The organism is Aminobacter aminovorans (assembly GCF_900445235.1).
GTDB classification, from domain to species: domain Bacteria; phylum Pseudomonadota; class Alphaproteobacteria; order Rhizobiales; family Rhizobiaceae; genus Aminobacter; species Aminobacter aminovorans.
The window spans coordinates 358,817-375,420 of record NZ_UFSM01000002.1 but is presented as its reverse complement, the minus strand read 5'-3'; the positions used below and the strand labels follow the sequence as shown (position 1 = coordinate 375,420).

Genomic DNA, 16,604 nt, shown 5'->3' with positions numbered 1-16,604 from the left:
TGAGGTTTCATCTCGAAGCGGCGGCGTCCGGGCAATATGCTCGTAGCGGATGAGTCGCCGGCCATTTCCGGAGACGATAAACTCCAGCGAATGAGGCGTGGCAGCGAGCCGATGGTGACGAGCGAGCGATCAGGACATGGCGGCGACGAGGCGACAACCGAGGGCGCGCCTCATCGCAAGGTCATCCATGTCGACATGGACGCGTTCTATGCCTCGGTCGAGCAGCGCGACAATCCGGAGCTGAGGGGAAAGCCGGTTGCGGTTGGCGGGTCAGCGGCGCGCGGCGTGGTGGCCGCCGCCAGCTACGAGGCGCGCGCCTTCGGCGTGCGGTCCGCCCTCCCTTCCATCACCGCAAAAAGGCGATGCCCGGATTTGATATTCGTACCGCCCCGCTTCGACGTCTATCGCGCGGTTTCGACCCAGATCAGGGAGATTTTTGCGGAGCATACCAACCTGATCGAGCCGCTTTCGCTCGATGAAGCCTATCTCGATGTCACCGAGAACAAACAGTCGATTCCGGTCGCGACCGAGATCGCCACGCGGATCCGTGCGCGCATCAAGGAGGTGACGGGGCTCAACGCCTCGGCGGGGATTTCCTACTGCAAGTTCCTCGCAAAGATGGCGAGCGATCTGAACAAGCCGAACGGCCAGGCCGTCATCACGCCGCGCATGGGCGCGGCCTTTGTCGAGGCTCTCGCCGTGAAGAAATTCCACGGCGTCGGGCCGGCGACGGCCGCGAAGATGGAACGGCTGGGCATCCTGACTGGCGCCGATCTGAAGGCAAGGCCATTGCCGTTCTTGCAGCAGCACTTCGGCAAGGCCGGCGCCTGGTACTACAAGATCGCGCGCGGCATCGACGAGCGGCCGGTCCAGCCGGATCGGCCACGCAAGTCGGTCGGCGCCGAGGACACTTTCGCCGTCGACATTTTCGACCTCGAGGCGGCCCGCGCCGAAGTTACTGCCCTCGTCGCCAAGGTCTGGCGCCATTGCGAAGCGAAATCGCTGTATGGTCGAACCGTGACGCTGAAGGTCAAGTTCGCCGACTTCCAGCAGATCACCCGCAGCCGCACCGTGGGCACCGCGATCGACAATGCCTCCGATGTGGAGGAGGTCGCGCGCAACCTGCTCGCCCCGCTTTTCCCGACCGCGAAAGGCGTCCGTCTCATCGGTGTGACGCTGTCGTCGTTCGACGACGATCAAAGAGAAGAGCAGGATCAGCTCAGCCTGATGATCTAGGCGGCCGCCTACACAAGGACTGTGTTTTGCTGCAATGACCTTGGAGCTCGCGTGCCCCTTGCAGCAGGTCGGGCTACTGCCTCCCCAGCGTGCAACTGTCCTTTTCCGTTCAGAGAACCGTGGGTAGGGAACAAAAATAAGCCCCTGCCTTCGAACGCGCCGCCGCTGCACCCCATTTGTACGCGAGGGCAGGCGCCCTCGTCATGCCCGGACGCTTCACAGGCCGCATACTGAACCAATTGCCGACTTCCAACGTATCAGGAGTGACCACCCGTTCTTCCAAGGGAGCCGACATGCACGGAAACATGAACGCGGACGAAGGCCAGGCCGGAATGGACGGCCGCACGGCGTGGGTGACGGGAGCCAGTTCCGGCATCGGCCGCGTCCTGGCGCTTCGCCTCGCCCGCGAGGGCTGGAATGTCGCGGCAAGCGCGCGGACGGCGCGGGACCTCGAAAGACTTGCCGCCGAAGCCCCCGATCGCATCCATGCGTTTCCGCTCGACGTGACGGACGCCGAGGCCGCGCGTGAGACATTGGTCGGCATCGAGGACACACTGGGGCCGCTCGACCTTGTCGTGTTGAACGCCGGCACCTACGCCCGTGATACAGCTGCCCGCTTGGACGCCGCCGCCTTTCGCGCGACCGTCGAGGTCAACCTGATGGGCGCGGTACATTGCCTGGCCGCGCTGATGCCACGCATGATGGCGCGCGGGTCGGGCCACATTGCCGTCGTGTCATCGGTCGCGGGTTATGTCGGCCTGCCGGGCGCCGCTGCCTATGGCGCTTCCAAGGCCGCGCTCATCAATCTGTGCGAGGCGCTGCATCCCGAACTCGCCGCCCGCAACGTGCGCCTCAGCCTGATTAATCCGGGCTTCGTCGACACGCCTTTGACGCAGAAGAACGATTTTCCGATGCCATTTCTGATTTCGGCCGAAGCGGCGGTCGACCACATCATGGCCGGGCTGAAGTCGCGGCACTTCGAAATTGCCTTTCCCTGGAAGATGGCTCTGTCGATGAAGGTTTTGGCGTGCTTGCCGGCAAGACTGCGCCTGATGGTCACACGCCGCATGGTTCGAGGCTGACTGCCACGCCCGGCTGCTCATCCGCTGGCCGGAACTGGCAGGGATATGCGAGGACAAAGCAAGGCGCCGGTATGCCGCCTTTTATCCCAACCTTTCCGACCGAAAAGTGTGCGCCCTCGCGAAGGATCGGAGCGTCCGTTGCATGCGGGGCAGTGCCTTCAGGACAATGGTGGCGAACTGGCACGCGCCGTGCTGTGTCGGTCCAGCCGCGAAGAACACGGGCGCAGATCAGCTGTGACGGGTCCTTAAGGCGACGAATTTGCTTCCTTGGGCGGGACGACGGTCGTGGCGACCCGGCTGGCCGCCGCGCTATGGCGGTAAACGGGAACGCCCTTCGTCCAGATACGCAGCGCCTCCCAATAGATGCCGATGGTTACCTTGAGCGTCATCAGAGGATAGCGGAACAGCGCCCGCATCAGCGCACGGTCGGTCAGCGCTTCGCGGCGGCCGGAAAACGAAGCGACGAGAAGCTGGCCGTCCGCGTCCGATTCATCGATACGCACCAGCACCCTGTCGTCCGGCGGCTCGATGTGGAAACGGTAGAAGCATGACATCGGCATGAAGGGCGAGACATAAAGCTCCTTGGCGCAGCGCTGTCTCACGGCGCCCGACGTGCCATCTTCAACGGGAATGACATATGTGTGGCGCTCGCCGAAGGTGTTGCAGACCTCGTAGAGAATGGCCCGCAGCGCACCATCCGAGGCGTAGCAGAAGTAGACTGTCAGCGGATTGAAGACGTAGCCGAGAATGCGGGGATAGCAGAGCACGCGAATTCTCATGCCTTCTTCCAGCCTACCTGCCTGGTGCAAGCGCGCATCGATCCAGGCGCGTAGCCCGTCAGGGCTGCCATCGCCGTGGTCGGCGTCCCAGAAACTCAGCACGGCCCGGGCGTTGTAGCGGAACACGCGGGACGTCGAACTGATGGCCTTGAGCTCGTCCAGATCGAGCAGCAGCGAAAAGACGCGGTAGCTGAGCCGGTGCCGGCGTGGCCGCATCCGAATGTGCATGACATCGCCGAGGAAGATCGCCGACTGGCCGTTCATTCCGCCGCCTCCACGCGTGGCCGGATCACTAGCCGCCCCGATTCATCGCGCACCCGCCAAGGCCGCTGCACGTCGGTGACGCTCTCGGCTGCAGCCAGACCTGCCTGCAGTCCGTCTTCATGGAAGCCGAACCCGAAATAGGCACCGCAGAACCAGGTGTTGCGCCTGCCCTGCAAGCACCAGAGTCGCTGCTGGGCGTCCAGCGCGCGCTGGTCGAACAGTGGGTGGGTGTAGTTGTAGCTCCCGATGATCTTCGAAGGCGCGATCTCGCGGGTCGGGTTGAGGGTGACGAACAGGGGATACCGCCTGTCGAGATTCTGCAGGCGGTTCATCCAGTAGGTGACGCAAAGGGGCTGGGCGTCGTCGTCCCTGCTTTCACCGATGTAGTTCCAGCTCGACCAGACACGTCGACGCCTGGGCATCAGCGTCTCGTCGGAATGCAGCACGGCCAGATTGTCGGTGTAGCGGAAGGCGCCGAGCAGGCCCTGCTCAGCCTGGTCGGCATCGGCCAGCAGGCCGAGCGCCTGGTCGGCATGGGTGGCAATGACGACATCGGTAAAGGTGTCGACATGTCCCGCTGCATCGGTGACGACGACGCGGTCATTCTCCCGCGAGATGCTGCGCACCGCGACGCCGAGCCTGATCCCCTTGGTGAAGCTAGCGCTCAGACGATGGACATATTCGCAGCTGCCGCCGAGCACAGTTCGCCATTTCGGGCGGTCGGCGAGGCTGAGCAGGCCATGGCTGGCAAAGAACCTGACGAAGGCAAGCAGCGGATAGGCGCGCATCTCCCGCGCCGTGGTCGACCAGATCGCCGCGCCCATCGGCAACAGGTGATCCTCGATGAAGGCCGGCGCATAGGCGTTGAGATCGAGATATTCGCCGAGGCTGACGCCGTTGAGATCCGTCCGAAGCAGCAGCGCAGGCGCCTCGCGGTAGAAGCGCAATATGTCCCGCATCATCCGCCAGAAGCGCGGCCGCACGACATTGCCACGCTGGCCGATCAGACCGTTGAGGCCGGAGCCCGAATATTCGAGTTTGCCGCCGTCGAGCGAGGCTGCAAAGGACATGTCGGAAGCAGCCGTGGGCACCCCGATCTGTTTGAACAGGGCAACAAGGTTGGGATAGTTGCGTTCGTTGTAGACGATGAAGCCCGTATCGACGGGGAGCGCCCCGTCCTTCGTCGGCACTATCACCGTGTTTGAATGGCCGCCGAGACGCGTCTCGCTTTCATAGAGCGTCACGCTGAGCTTGCTGCTGAGCAGCCAGGCTGCCGAAAGGCCGGAGATACCCGACCCCACAACCGCGACACGGCGAGCATGATCCGGCAATTGCCTGCTGGTATGAATTCGCACTTTTTGCCCTTCCAATTCCGCAACGGCTTCGTGATTGATACGCAGCAGAAGCCGTGCCGGATCGCTGGGAGGCAAAATTTGCTGCATCGGTGATCCGGGGCGCTGCAGGGGACGTATCTGCAGCATGAACACAATCGTTTCCATAAGCGCGCCGGCGTGGCAGAAACGCTCTATGGTGGGGCACTGGCGCTCCGCGCCACGGCATTGCGATTTGGGAATTGTGGGTATGCGCCGCCAGACAGATGATGATGCACGTCCTGACTTGCGCGCGCTGCTTCAAGCCGTGGGCGCGCGGCGCGACATGGAGGCCTATGAGACGCTCTTCCGCCACTTCGCACCGCGCGTGAAGGCCTACATGGCGCGGACGGGCGGCGGCAACCAGATCGCCGAGGAGCTGATGCAGGAGACCATGATCGCGGTCTGGAACAAGGCCGCGAAGTTCGATCCTTCAAAGGGCGCGGCCTCGACGTGGATCTTCACCATCGCGCGCAACCTGCGCATCGACGCGTTTCGGCGCGAGAATCGACCGGATTTCGACCCTAACGATCCCTCTTTCGTGCCCGATGAGATGGCCCCTGCCGATGCCGAGCTCGACGCGCGGGAGACCTCGGAGCAGTTGCGCCAGGCAATCGCCACGCTGCCGGAGGAGCAGGCCGCGTTGCTCAAGCTGTCCTTTTTCGAAGACCAGTCGCACAGGGCAATCGCGACGCGCCTCAATGTACCGCTGGGAACAGTCAAATCGCGCATGCGCCTCGCCTTCGACAAACTGCGGGCCGCGCTCGCCCGCTCTGGAGAAGTGTCTTGACCATCCGTCACCATGTCAGCGACGATCTGCTCTTGAGCTATGCTGCCGGCAGTCTGGCCGAAGGCTGGAGTATCGCGGTCGCCACGCACCTTGCCCTTTGCCCGTCCTGCCGGCGCCGCTTGACTGTTGCCGAAGGCATCGGCGGTGAACTGCTGGATAGCCTGCCGCACGATGCTTCCGTCGACGATGCATGGGCGAGCGTGCGCAGGCGTCTGGAGCAGCCCTCCAAGGCCCCTCCATTCGCCAGCCGCGAAACCTCGGCTTCCGGCCAGGGCGATGGCTTGCCGGAGCCGCTGCGCTCCTACCTCGGCAGTGACATCGACGCGCTCAAATGGCGGCCACTCGGACGAGGTGCCTATCAGATCCCTATCAGGACCGGAGAGCGCGAGACCAGGGTACGGCTGCTGCGCATTCCTGCAGGCAAGCCTGTGCCTGAGCATAGCCATGGCGGCCGCGAGCTGACACTGGTGCTCAGCGGCAGCTTCGTTGACGGCGAGAACATCTTTTCCCGCGGTGATATCGAAGATGCCGATGAAAGCCTGATGCATCAGCCCGTCGCCACTGCGGACAGCGATTGCATCTGTCTTGCCGTCACCGACGCGCCACTGAAGTTCCGCAGCTGGATTGTCCGGGCGATCCAGCCACTCCTGGGTATTTGATCGGGCGCCTGCGCCCCAAGCAGCAGAAGTGCACCGATGATCGCAAGCTACGCCATCGCTTATGCCGCTACCGCCGTCGGCTTTTTCTGCATCGACTTCATCTGGCTGTCGACCATTTCCACCAGCTTTTACCGCAACCGGATCGGCAGCCTGCTTCTCGAGCAACCCAATTTCGGCGTCGCCGGTCTCTTCTACCTTGTCTATGTCGCCGGTGTGGTCCACTTCGCAGTGATGCCGGCGGTGAACGGCGCAAGCTGGGTGACCGCACTGGTCAATGGCGCGCTGCTCGGGCTTGTCGCCTATGGCACTTACGACATGACCAACCTGGCCACGCTCAAGAACTGGTCAGTTTCGGTCAGTGTCGTCGACATGATGTGGGGGACTGCCTTGACCGCAACCGCAGCCACCTTGGGTTACTTCTGCACAGTCTGGCTTGTAGCCAAGGCAAGTTAAAGGCTCCCCTGGCGATAGCGGGCTAAAGATGGCCGCGCGGTTTTCCCTGTGATCCCTGCCACGTCGCTGACCTGTCGGCAAATCAGGATCGCCAGAACTACTCGGCTGCAGAGCTACCTGCCTGACTGTGTGAACAGGGCAGTAATCGTCGACTGACAATACATTCTGTTTTCTTTCGGCCTTGCAGGGAAAATGCCTGACCGACGGGATTGACTTGAGGGCTGACACCGATAGGTTGCGCCGGTCAAGGTTCTGTCGCGGCGGTTTGCGCCGACGTGACAGCTAAGAGGGAATCCGGTGCGAAACCGGAGCTGTCCCGCAACTGTAAGCGGCGAGTTGTTACGCCAACGACGTCACTGGCACTTAGGTGCCGGGAAGACAGGCGAAGCAGCGATGAACCGCGAGCCAGGAGACCTGCCTGACTGCTTTTGGTTCCGTGGTCGGGGTGTGCCACAGGAGCGCGCGCTGTCGCAGCTGCCTTTGGCATGCTCGCGCGGCCACGTTTCCGTATCCCCGTCCGCATCAGGTCGGGGATTTTTCGTTGGAAGTAGATTTCTCTCTTTCGCACCAGCTCAGCCCGGACAAAGTCGCGTCCGGACAGGCCGTACTGTTGGTGGCAAAGTCTGCGTTTGCGGCGGCTCCGCATGCGGAGATGCAGCGCATAGCGACGATGGCTGCCATGCTGCCAGGAGTGGCGGCGGCGATGGCTTGCTACTCCGAACAGGGTCAACCCTCGCTGCGCGACGCACTCCTGTCGCTCCGCGGCGGCCCCTATGACGCGATCCTTGTGGTGCCGCTTGTCCTTCCGCTGGAGCCGAGCTTCCTGAACTGGATTACGCGCTCGCTGAAGCGCTGGCAGTCCGAACATCCCGGTCGATGGCCGCCGGTCCGCATATCTCGTGATATCGCCCAGAGCCTCCATTTCGAACCGCTGCTCGGTGCTCTCATCAACGGCGCGGCCGCCGAGCCTGCGGTTCCACCGGATGATCACGTGAAGCTGGAAGGATCGCTGGTGCCAGCGCAAAAGCGTCGGGTCCTGGTCTGCGAGGGCGGCGCCTGCAATGCGGCGGGTGCGCACGCGATCTGGGGCCACCTCCGCAATCTGCAGGAAAGCCGCAAGCTTCGGATGACTGGCGAAGGCACGATGACAGCGAAGGCGACCTGTCTTGGCCCCTGCAATCTCGCGCCCGTGCTCCAGGTCTATCCGGAAGGCACCTACTATGGCGGCGTCACGGAGACGGCGGTCGACCGCATCGTTGAAGAGCATCTGCTGGGCGGCAGCGTCGTCCATGATTTCGCCTATGAGCCGACAGGCCGCAAGCAGCGGCTGCGTCCGGTGATCAACAGTTCCTCATCCAAAGGAGAGTAAGATGAACGTCCTTTCGCGGAGCGCATTGGCCGCGCTGGCCATCGCATGGTCCACCTTCACCCTGCCTGCTTTCGCCCAGGAGGCCGCGCCTGCCGAGGAGCAGGTCTTGCGCCTCGTCACCGCAAACATGCCGCGCTCGCTCGACCCCATCAACATCGATGCCCAGCGGATCATCAACAATGGTTTCGCGGAGCCGCTTGTTCACGCGACGCTCGACGGCGCGGATCTGATCCCGGCGCTTGCGAAAAGCTGGGAACTGGTGGAACCAACCTTGTGGCGGATCGAATTGCAGCCGAACGCCAAGTTCTGGAGCGGCGCGCCCGTCGATGCTGCTTCCGTGCAGGCATCCTTTGAGCGACATCAGGCCAAGAACACCCGCGCGGCTTCGATCTTGCGTGGCGCGACGTTCAAGGCGGTGGGCCCGACCACGCTTGAAATCCGCACCGAAAAGCCCGACCCGGCATTCCTGTTCAAGACAGTTACGATCGCCGTACACAATGCCGCGCGTGCCGAAGAACTTGGTGACCGATATGCGCTGGAAGCCGACCTCTCAGGTTACTTCAAGCCGACCGAGTTTGTCCCCGGCGAACTCGTCGTAGCCGAGCCGTTCGAAGGCTACTGGGGCGAGCAGCCCAAACTCCAACGGCTCGAAGCCCGTTTCGTGGTCGATCCGCAGACCCGCTATCTGGCCATGCAGTCGGGCGAGGCCGACATGGATGCCAATGTCCAGTTCGAGCAGCGTCCCGCCTATGTCCGCAGCGAAGACTACAAGTTCCCTGTCGTGAACGCGAGCAACTGGAACATCTGGATGAACTATCGCAACCCGCTGCTTCAGGATGTGAAGCTGCGGCAGGCACTCAGCCTGGGCACCGATCGCAACGAGATCGTCGACGGAGTGATGGCTCCCTTTGCCACGCACTCGACCGGGCACTTTCCAGCTGGCCTGCCTTACGCGATCGAGACGAAGCAGGTTACCGACCTTGAGCGTGCAAGGGCGCTGCTGGACGAACTGGGCTGGAAGCCTGGCGCGGATGGCATCCGCGAGCGCGATGGCAAGAAGCTCGAGTTCACCGTGTTGACCTATGGCTGGTGGCAGACCGTCGCCATCGCTCTCGAGGCGCAGTGGCGCAAGATCGGTGTTTCCACCAAGCTGCACGTGGTCGAGCCGACGGCCTCGAACCAGATCATGCTCGACGGGGCCTTCGACATCGCGACCTACTGCTCGTGCGGAACGGCTACCGGCGACCTCAACGGCCAGCTCTCCAGCTTCTACCGTTCTGACGCTGTGCAGAACTGGCAGCGCTATTCGAATCCGGAGGTCGACACGCTTGTCGACCAGCTGCGCACCGAAGCCAACACCGAAGCTCGCTTCGCTTTGGCAAAGCAGATCCAGGAGAAAGTGATGGCCGACACAGCGTTGATCTACGTCGCAAACGCCGAACTGATCGGCATTGCGCATAACGCGCGCGTCGCGGGCGTCGATGTCGAGCGTCCACGCGATATCACGCCGTCTATGTACATCGCGGCGGAGTGACGAATGCTCGCCTACGCGTTCCGACGCGCGCTCGCCGGGCTTTCGGTCCTGTTTGGAATAACCGTGGTCGTCTTCCTGATGCTGCGATTCATCCCGGGTGACCCCGCCACGGCGGTACTGCTGACCATGGTCGAGCCAGGACTCGATTCCGCGCAGATCACCCGGCGCGACATCGATGAGGTGCGCGACCAGATGGGCCTGAACGACCCTCTGGCGCAGCAGTATGTGACGTGGCTCGCGCGCGTGGCAACGGGCAACCTCGGAACCTCGCTGCGCAGTCGCCAGCCCATAGCCGATGAGCTGGCGGCGCGCATTCCAGCGACGTTGAAACTTGGTGGTGCAGCACTTCTGGTGATGTTCGTCATCGCCATTCCGAGTGGAATCCTTGGCGGCCTCTACGCCGGCCGCACCACCGATCACGTCACCCGGGTTCTGAGCCTCGTGGGCGAATCGCTGCCGAGCTTCTTCCTCGGGGTCCTGCTCGTCTATCTCTTCGCCATCACGCTCGGATGGCTGCCGGCAATGGGCGGCAGGCGGCCGGAAAGCATCATCCTGCCCGCCGTCACGCTCGGCGTCGGCATCGCAGCAGCGACGTCGCGGCTTCTTCGCGCCAGCCTGCTCGATACATTGTCGCAGCCCTATATGCTGATGGCCGAGGCGAAGGGCATGAAGCGACGCACGCTGCTGTTCCGCCACGCCTTGCGGCCTGCGTTGATACCCGTGCTCACCGCCGCCTCGCTTGTCGCCGGCGGTCTGCTCGGCGGTGCAGCCGTTATAGAAACCGTATTCGCATGGCCCGGTGTTGGCAGATACATGGTCGAAGCGATCAGCGGTCGTGACTATCCCGTCATTCAGGGCTTCACCTTGCTGATGGCGACCCTGTTCGTCATCATCAACTTCGCCGTCGACATCCTCTACCGCTTCCTGGATCCGCGGGTCCGGCTCGAGGAGCGCCGCAATGTCTGACCGCGTCCTGCGCCGCTTTGCGGGTGGCCTGCGCCGTGACCCGGTTGGCATCCTTCTGCTTGCCGTCGTGATGGCGATGATTGCCGCCGTGCTCGCCGCGCCTCTCGTCTCCGGCCTGAGCCCGGTCGACACGGACTTCAAGCAGGTCCTGCTGCCGCCAAATGCCGCCAACCTGCTTGGAACGGACGATTTCGGCCGCGACGTCTTCACCCGGCTCCTTTACGGCGGTCGCACCTCGCTGATGGTCGCGGCCATCGCCGTGCTGATTGTCATGTCGATCGGCGTCGCCGTCGGCGTCGTGGCCGGCTATTTCGGGGGCGTGGTCGATCTCGTCCTGACCAAGATCATCGATGTGCTTCTCGCTTTTCCGCGGCTGGTGCTGGCGATTGCCGTCGCCGCCCTGATGGGCGGCGGCATGGTGCCGCTCATCATCGCCATCTCCGTCGTCGCGTGGCCTGCCTATGCCCGCATTATCCGTGGCTTTACACTTCAGCTGGCGCAAGAGGGCTATGTGTCGGCGGCCAGGTGCCTCGGAACGCCGACATGGAAGATCCTGACCGGTCATATCGCTCTGAACCTGATCGGGCCGATACTTGTGCTGGCGATGCTCGACATCGGCAACCTGATCCTAGCAGTCTCGGCCCTCTCATTCCTTGGCCTCGGGGTTCCACCTCCCGCTCCGGAATGGGGCGCGATGCTGAATGAGGGGCGCGGCAGCATGGAGATCGCCCCCTGGCTGGTCGTCGCGCCGGGGATGGCAATCTTTGTCGTCGTGCTGGCCGCGAACTACTTCGGCGACATCGTGCGTGACAGTGTCGAGGGCCGAGCTGTCCACGGCCCGCGCAACTGGTTGCGCCTCCCACGCTGGGGCGCGAACCGCCCTATGTGTGCCAATGCCATCGTTGCCTCATTCGACGCGCCCCAAGGGTCGGCCACTCCCGCCCTTGATCTGCAAGCTGTCCGGGTCGACGTCGTCGACCGCCGGTCACCCTATTTCGGTCGACGTCTCCTCGATGACGTCAGTCTGCATGTCGGGCGCGGCGAAAGCATCGGGCTGATCGGCGAAAGCGGCTCCGGCAAGAGTACACTTGCTGCCTTGGCACTCGGCCTGACAAGGCCTCCGCTCGGCCTTGTGAGCGGCCGTGTCTCGCTGTTCGGCCAAGACACCGCTCGGTGGTCCTGGGACGACTGGCAACAGGTGCGCGGGCGGATGGTGACGCTGGTCAACCAGGATCCTCTCTCCGCGCTCAATCCCGTATTGCGCATCGGTGATCAGATCCGCGAGGTGATGCAGGCCCACCTTGCCCCCTCCGCAGCTGCGCTCGAGTGCAGATTGCGCGAGGTGCTGGATGAAGTTCATCTGCCGGCGCGCGTGCTGGCGCAGTTTCCGCACGAGCTCAGTGGCGGGATGCGACAGCGTGCCGTCATCGCCATGGCCGTCGTCAACAGGCCAAAGCTGCTTATTGCTGATGAACCGACGACGGCCCTTGACGTCTCGACCCAGCTCCGCGTTTTGGATTTGCTTCGCGATCTGCAGGACCGCTACGGACTTGCCCTGCTTCTTGTGTCCCACGACTTGCGCGTTGTCTCACGCGTCGTCGATCGCGTTGTCATCATGCGAAACGGCGCCGTCATGGACAGTGGGCCGACCGCGACCGTGTTCGGAAGTTCGGCCCATGCCTATACGCGGGAGTTGCTGACGGCGATACCGGGCCGGCGGCTGCGTCGTGCAGCTTTGGAGGAGGCATGACGATGCTGTCGGTAGAAAGGCTGTCCAAGCGCTACAAGGATAACGAGGTTCTCACCAATGTCTCCTTTGAGGTTGGTCAGGCCGCGATCGTAGGGCTTGTCGGACAGTCCGGCTCGGGCAAGAGCACGATCGCAAAGTGCATCCTGGGCCTCGAGCGGCCGGACAGCGGCCGCGTGCGATGGCATGGCCAACCTCTTGTCGATGGCATGGCGCGGCGGAAGGCTCGTCGCGGCATCCAGGGCGTGTTCCAGGATCCGAGGTCAAGCCTTAACCCGCGCTGGACCATTCGCCGGATCCTGACCGAGCCACTGGTCAACTGGCTGCCCAAAGAAGGAGCCGCCGCAAGAAGCGAACGTCTCCGCCACTTGCTCGAGCGTGTTGCGCTCAGCGACGACCTTCTCGACCGCCATCCGCACGAACTCAGCACAGGTCAGTGCCAGCGTGTCTGCATGGCGCGGGCACTTGCGCCGGAGCCTGAATTGCTGGTGCTGGATGAACCTCTCTCGGCGCTCGATGTCTCAGTCCAGGCGAAACTGATCGACTTGCTCCTCGACCTGCACCGCACGTCTGGCATCGGTTACCTGCTCGTTACGCACGACTTTGGTGTGGTCGCTGACATCTGCCAGAAGATCATCGTCCTCGATCGGGGGCAGATTGTAGAACACGGCAATGTCGATACGGTCTTGTCGTCGCCATCCCATCCGTACACGCAGGCGCTGCTGCGCGACGTATTGCCGATGCCGGAATGGAACTTCGTCTGCGACACCCCGCCTGGTGTCGCGTCGCAGGAGCTTCCTGCCTTTCCATCGGTTCCTGCTGGCCGCCTGATTTCGTAGCATCGACGCAGGCGTGTCGGCAGCTCTTGGGTTCAGTCTTTCAAGTGCCGACGTGTCGGGCGAATGTCTTCAGGATGAAGCTCGACTGGATATGGGCAATGCCATCGATGCGTGTCAGCACGGCCAGCAATTCTCGATAATGGTCGAGGTCGCGGACGAAGGCGTGCAGCATGTAGTCGTGACCGCCACTTATGAGATATCCGCTCATCACTTCGGGTAACCCAGCGACCGCGGTTTCAAATTTGGCAAGAATTTCCTCGACTTGCCTTTCCATCGTGATGGTTATGAATAGCCCCATCGCGCCAATGAGTTTCGCCTGATCCAGATCGGCCGTGTAGCCTCGAATGATCCCATCCTGCTCGAGCCTCCGCACGCGGCGGAGCGTTGGTGTCAGTGACAGGCCGATTTCCTCGGCAAGCTCGCTCCAGGTAATTCTGCCGTCGCGAGTCAGCGCGTTCAAGATCTTGAGGTCTTGCTTGTCGAGTTTCAGCGGATTGGCAATGTTCGCTGTCATGCTGCAGTCGAGTAGCAAAGTTCACTATTTTTAGCGAGTAAGAACGCGCATAATTGGTCTGAATTGGAGGAAATTTTAGAGCATATATCGCCAATCTAGGGAGGATTGGCGTGAAATTCGAACGCAGTACCAGCTTGGACCCGATCTACAACACCGAGGCCGGCCCAACTTTCATGACAGGTATCCAGGCTTTGGTGCGATTGCCGTTGATGCAAAGGCGACTGGGCCGGCGATGGGGCCACAAGACATCAGGGCTCATATCAGGGTATCGCGGCTCGCCTGTCGGCGCATATGATCAACAGCTCTGGAAAGCGGTGAAACATCTCAAGGCCCACGATGTCGTATTCCAGCCGGGTCTTAACGAAGACCTTGCAGCAACGGCGCTTTGGGGTGCCCAGATGCACAGGGCTTTCGGGCCGATCAAGGAGGCCGCAATCGCCGAGTACGCTGGAAAGCGCGCATCGCTGCTCGCAGCCATGACCCCCGAGACTCTAGCCAGCAAGGCGGCCTGACGGAAATGACCCTCAACGATACTCAGGCCGCGATCCGCGACATGGTGCGCAATTTCGCTCAAGCGGAAATACGCCCCCACAGCACAAGTTTTGAAAGGAACGGCGGTTATCCTCCAGCATTGTTCCAACGCATGGCAGAGCTCGGCCTGATGGGAATGACCGCGCCGGTCGAATTTGGCGGGGCCGCTGCAGACTATACGAGCTATGCTTTGGCGTTGATAGAAATCGCTGCGGCTGACGGCGCGCTGTCGACAATTACGTCCATCCAAAACAGCCTTATCGTTTCAAGTCTGATCAAGGACGGCACGTCTGCCCAACAAGCGCGGTTCCTGCCGGATCTGATGGCGGGACGAATGATCGGGGCTTTTGCCTTGACGGAGGCAGATGCCGGGTCTGACGCCGCGGCGCTGCGCACGCGCGCCGAAAAGATCGATGGCGGCTATCGCCTGAACGGGGCCAAGCAGTTCATTACGTCCGGACGGATCGCGGGATTGGCAATTGTCTACGCGGTTACCGATCCGGCCGCGGGCAAGCGCGGCATCTCCGCCTTTCTGGTACCTACCGACCGTCCGGGCTACGGGATCGACAAGCTTGAACACAAGCTCGGGCAAGGTGCCTCAGATACCTGTGCGATAAGGTTCGAGGACCTGTTCATCGAGGATGAGCTAAGACTGGGTGCTGAGGGGCTGGGATATGGCATAGCCCTTTCAAACCTTGAGGCAGGTCGCATCGGCATCGCCGCGCAGAGCGTCGGCATGGCCCGGGCAGCCCTGGAGGTCGCGATCAGCTACGCCAAGGAACGCAAGAGCTTCGGCCAGCCGATCATTCAGCATCAGGCGGTGGGTTTCCGATTGGCCGATCTGGCTACCCGCCTCGAGGCTGCGCTGCAGTTGGTTCTCTCGGCTGCGTCCCTCAAGGACGCTGGCGCGTCCTGCCTGACCCAGGCTTCGATGGCCAAACTTTTTGCATCTGAAACCGCAGAGGCCGTTGTTTCGGGTGCGATGCAGACATTGGGAGGCTATGGTTATCTCGAAGAGTTCGGGCTCGCCAAGATCTATCGTGATGTCCGTGTGTGCCAGATATATGAAGGCACATCGGACATTCAGCGTCTCGTCATCGCGCGCAGCCTGTAGGAGTCAAACAATGACCGACCCAATCATTATCTCCTCATATGCCCGCACCCCCATGGGCGCTTTTCAGGGGGCCTTTTCCGGCACCTCGGCAACGCAACTTGGTGCCGCCGCCGTCAAGGCGGCGGTTGATCGAAGTGGCGTCGACCCACAAATCATCGACCGAATCTACATGGGCTGCGTTTTGCCGGCAGCTCTCGGACAGGCGCCTGCACGACAGGCGGCCCTCGGTGCTGGATTGCCGCAGTCAGTCGAGGCGACCACCGTCAACAAGATGTGTGGCAGCGGCATGCAGGCGGCAATCATGGCGGCCGAGGCGCTTGCGTCAGGTGCCGCCGACGTCGTCATTGCCGGTGGCATGGAGAGCATGTCCAACGCGCCCTACGCCCTTCCCAAGCATCGCAGCGGCGCGCGCATCGGCCATGACCGGATCATCGACACGATGATGATGGACGGGCTGGAAGATGCCTATGACAAGGGCAAGCCGATGGGTGCCTTTGCCGAGGATACTGCGCGCGACTACCAGTTCTCCCGCACCGAACAGGACGCATTCGCGCTCGCAAGCTTGTCCCGCGCCAATGCTGCGATAAACAGCGGAGCCTTCGCAGCCGAAATCGTGCCCGTGACGGTAACCAGTCGCGGCGGCGATGTCGTGGTCTCGGAAGACGAGCAGCCAGGCAAGGCGAAACCGGAAAAGGTCCCGTCGCTGAAGCCCGCCTTCGCCAAGGACGGCACCATTACTGCCGCGACATCCGCCTCCATCTCCGACGGCGCTGCTGCACTGGTGATGACCCGCGCCAGCGTCGCGTCGCGGTTAGGCCTCGCGCAGGAGGCGCAGGTTGTTGCCACCGCTGCACACGCACATGCGCCGGCCCTGTTCACAACCGCACCCGTCTTTGCCATCCGAAAGCTCTTGCAAAAGGCCGGCTGGTCGGTTGCGGATGTTGACCTTTTCGAGGTCAACGAGGCTTTCGCGGCAGTGGCAATGATTGCGATGCGCGATCTCGATATTCCTCACGACAAGATCAACGTCAACGGAGGAGCAACCGCGCTTGGCCACCCCATCGGCGCAAGCGGCGCGCGCATCGTCGCGACGCTGATCGGCGCCCTGAAGGCACGTGGTGCAAAGCGCGGCGTGGCCGCACTTTGCATTGGCGGTGGTGAAGCCACTGCCATTGCGCTTGAAATCATCTAGGAGGCGCTGGTGCGGATTGAAGGAGCTGCGGTGGTCGTCACCGGCGGCGCATCGGGTCTAGGTGCAGCGACCGCTCGGCACCGCGCCAGCGTCGCTCCTGCAATCAAGGCCGTCGGCCGGGAATTCATGCCGCACCCTGTCGAGGCGTTCAGGAAGGCAATCGAG

16 protein-coding genes and 1 riboswitch are annotated in these 16,604 nt (G+C 62.5%); of the genes, 13 read left to right on the top strand and 3 right to left on the bottom strand.

The genetic code is table 11. The annotated features are described in order from the left end of the window. The first annotated feature begins 111 nt into the window (after window positions 1–111). Entirely contained in the window at window positions 112–1,236 is a 1,125-nt protein-coding gene (gene dinB / locus DY201_RS26335) for a DNA polymerase IV (RefSeq protein WP_115734334.1), read from the top strand. Window positions 1,237–1,529: 293 nt separating this feature from the next. Next, window positions 1,530–2,318 carry an SDR family NAD(P)-dependent oxidoreductase gene (locus DY201_RS26330; protein ID WP_115734333.1) on the top strand — a complete coding sequence of 263 codons (789 nt, stop codon included), beginning with the start codon at window positions 1,530–1,532 and terminating at the stop codon, window positions 2,316–2,318. Window positions 2,319–2,563: 245 nt separating this feature from the next. On the opposite strand, the gene DY201_RS26325 is transcribed toward DY201_RS26330, so the two are convergent. Both DY201_RS26325 and DY201_RS26320 read right to left on the bottom strand, forming a co-directional pair. After that, window positions 2,564–3,361 carry a DUF1365 domain-containing protein gene (locus DY201_RS26325; protein WP_115734260.1) on the bottom strand — a complete coding sequence of 266 codons (798 nt, stop codon included), beginning with the start codon at window positions 3,359–3,361 and terminating at the stop codon, window positions 2,564–2,566. Beyond that, complete coding sequence (locus DY201_RS26320; protein WP_245432179.1) at window positions 3,358–4,716, bottom strand: NAD(P)/FAD-dependent oxidoreductase; 1,359 nt, start codon at window positions 4,714–4,716, stop codon at window positions 3,358–3,360. The genes DY201_RS26325 and DY201_RS26320 overlap by 4 nt, the downstream gene beginning before the upstream one ends. Window positions 4,717–4,942: 226 nt before the next feature. On the opposite strand from DY201_RS26320, the gene DY201_RS26315 reads away from it, so the two are divergent. The 8 genes from DY201_RS26315 (at window position 4,943) to DY201_RS26280 (ending at window position 13,088) form a co-directional block, all read left to right on the top strand. Next, window positions 4,943–5,521 (top strand): sigma-70 family RNA polymerase sigma factor, encoded by a 579-nt coding sequence (locus DY201_RS26315; RefSeq protein ID WP_172582966.1) that lies wholly within the window; start codon window positions 4,943–4,945, stop codon window positions 5,519–5,521. Then, a complete protein-coding gene (locus DY201_RS26310) occupies window positions 5,518–6,180 on the top strand; it encodes a ChrR family anti-sigma-E factor (protein ID WP_115734259.1) in 663 nt (220 codons plus the stop codon). Before DY201_RS26315 ends, DY201_RS26310 begins: the two co-directional genes overlap by 4 nt. Before the next feature lie 36 nt (window positions 6,181–6,216). Next, the gene (locus tag DY201_RS26305) at window positions 6,217–6,633 is read left to right on the top strand and encodes a DUF2177 family protein (RefSeq protein ID WP_115734258.1); all 417 of its coding nucleotides are present in this window, start codon (window positions 6,217–6,219) and stop codon (window positions 6,631–6,633) included. A gap of 230 nt (window positions 6,634–6,863) precedes the next feature. Further along, a riboswitch (cobalamin riboswitch) is annotated at window positions 6,864–7,068 on the top strand. Window positions 7,069–7,303: 235 nt separating this feature from the next. Next, window positions 7,304–8,002: a (2Fe-2S) ferredoxin domain-containing protein gene (locus DY201_RS26300; RefSeq protein WP_245432178.1), complete on the top strand. Its 699-nt coding sequence runs from the start codon at window positions 7,304–7,306 to the stop codon at window positions 8,000–8,002. Between the two features lies 1 nt (window position 8,003). Then, window positions 8,004–9,536, top strand: a complete 1,533-nt coding sequence (locus DY201_RS26295) for an ABC transporter substrate-binding protein (protein ID WP_115734256.1) — start codon at window positions 8,004–8,006, stop codon at window positions 9,534–9,536. 3 nt (window positions 9,537–9,539) lie between these two features. Then, window positions 9,540–10,502, top strand: coding sequence for a nickel ABC transporter permease (nikB, locus tag DY201_RS26290; protein WP_115734255.1), 963 nt, complete (start codon window positions 9,540–9,542; stop codon window positions 10,500–10,502). Between the two features lie 70 nt (window positions 10,503–10,572). Beyond that, window positions 10,573–12,252, top strand: a complete 1,680-nt coding sequence (locus DY201_RS26285; RefSeq protein ID WP_165916001.1) for an ATP-binding cassette domain-containing protein — start codon at window positions 10,573–10,575, stop codon at window positions 12,250–12,252. Beyond that, the gene (locus tag DY201_RS26280) at window positions 12,249–13,088 is read left to right on the top strand and encodes an ABC transporter ATP-binding protein (protein WP_115734253.1); all 840 of its coding nucleotides are present in this window, start codon (window positions 12,249–12,251) and stop codon (window positions 13,086–13,088) included. The genes DY201_RS26285 and DY201_RS26280 overlap by 4 nt, the downstream gene beginning before the upstream one ends. Window positions 13,089–13,128: 40 nt before the next feature. On the opposite strand, the gene DY201_RS26275 is transcribed toward DY201_RS26280, so the two are convergent. Continuing rightward, the gene (locus tag DY201_RS26275) at window positions 13,129–13,602 is read right to left on the bottom strand and encodes an Lrp/AsnC family transcriptional regulator (RefSeq protein ID WP_115734252.1); all 474 of its coding nucleotides are present in this window, start codon (window positions 13,600–13,602) and stop codon (window positions 13,129–13,131) included. A 110-nt stretch (window positions 13,603–13,712) separates the two neighbouring features. Here DY201_RS26275 and DY201_RS29890 point away from each other — a divergent pair, with 110 nt between their 5' ends. The 3 genes from DY201_RS29890 to DY201_RS26260 are packed head-to-tail and all read left to right on the top strand — an operon-like array spanning window position 13,713 to window position 16,439. Next, window positions 13,713–14,114 carry a hypothetical protein gene (locus tag DY201_RS29890; protein ID WP_207904349.1) on the top strand — a complete coding sequence of 134 codons (402 nt, stop codon included), beginning with the start codon at window positions 13,713–13,715 and terminating at the stop codon, window positions 14,112–14,114. Between the two features lie 5 nt (window positions 14,115–14,119). Then, the gene (locus tag DY201_RS26265; protein WP_115734251.1) at window positions 14,120–15,247 is read left to right on the top strand and encodes an acyl-CoA dehydrogenase family protein; all 1,128 of its coding nucleotides are present in this window, start codon (window positions 14,120–14,122) and stop codon (window positions 15,245–15,247) included. Window positions 15,248–15,257: 10 nt separating this feature from the next. Continuing rightward, window positions 15,258–16,439 (top strand): acetyl-CoA C-acyltransferase, encoded by a 1,182-nt coding sequence (locus DY201_RS26260; protein WP_115734250.1) that lies wholly within the window; start codon window positions 15,258–15,260, stop codon window positions 16,437–16,439. Window positions 16,440–16,604 lie beyond the last annotated feature (165 nt).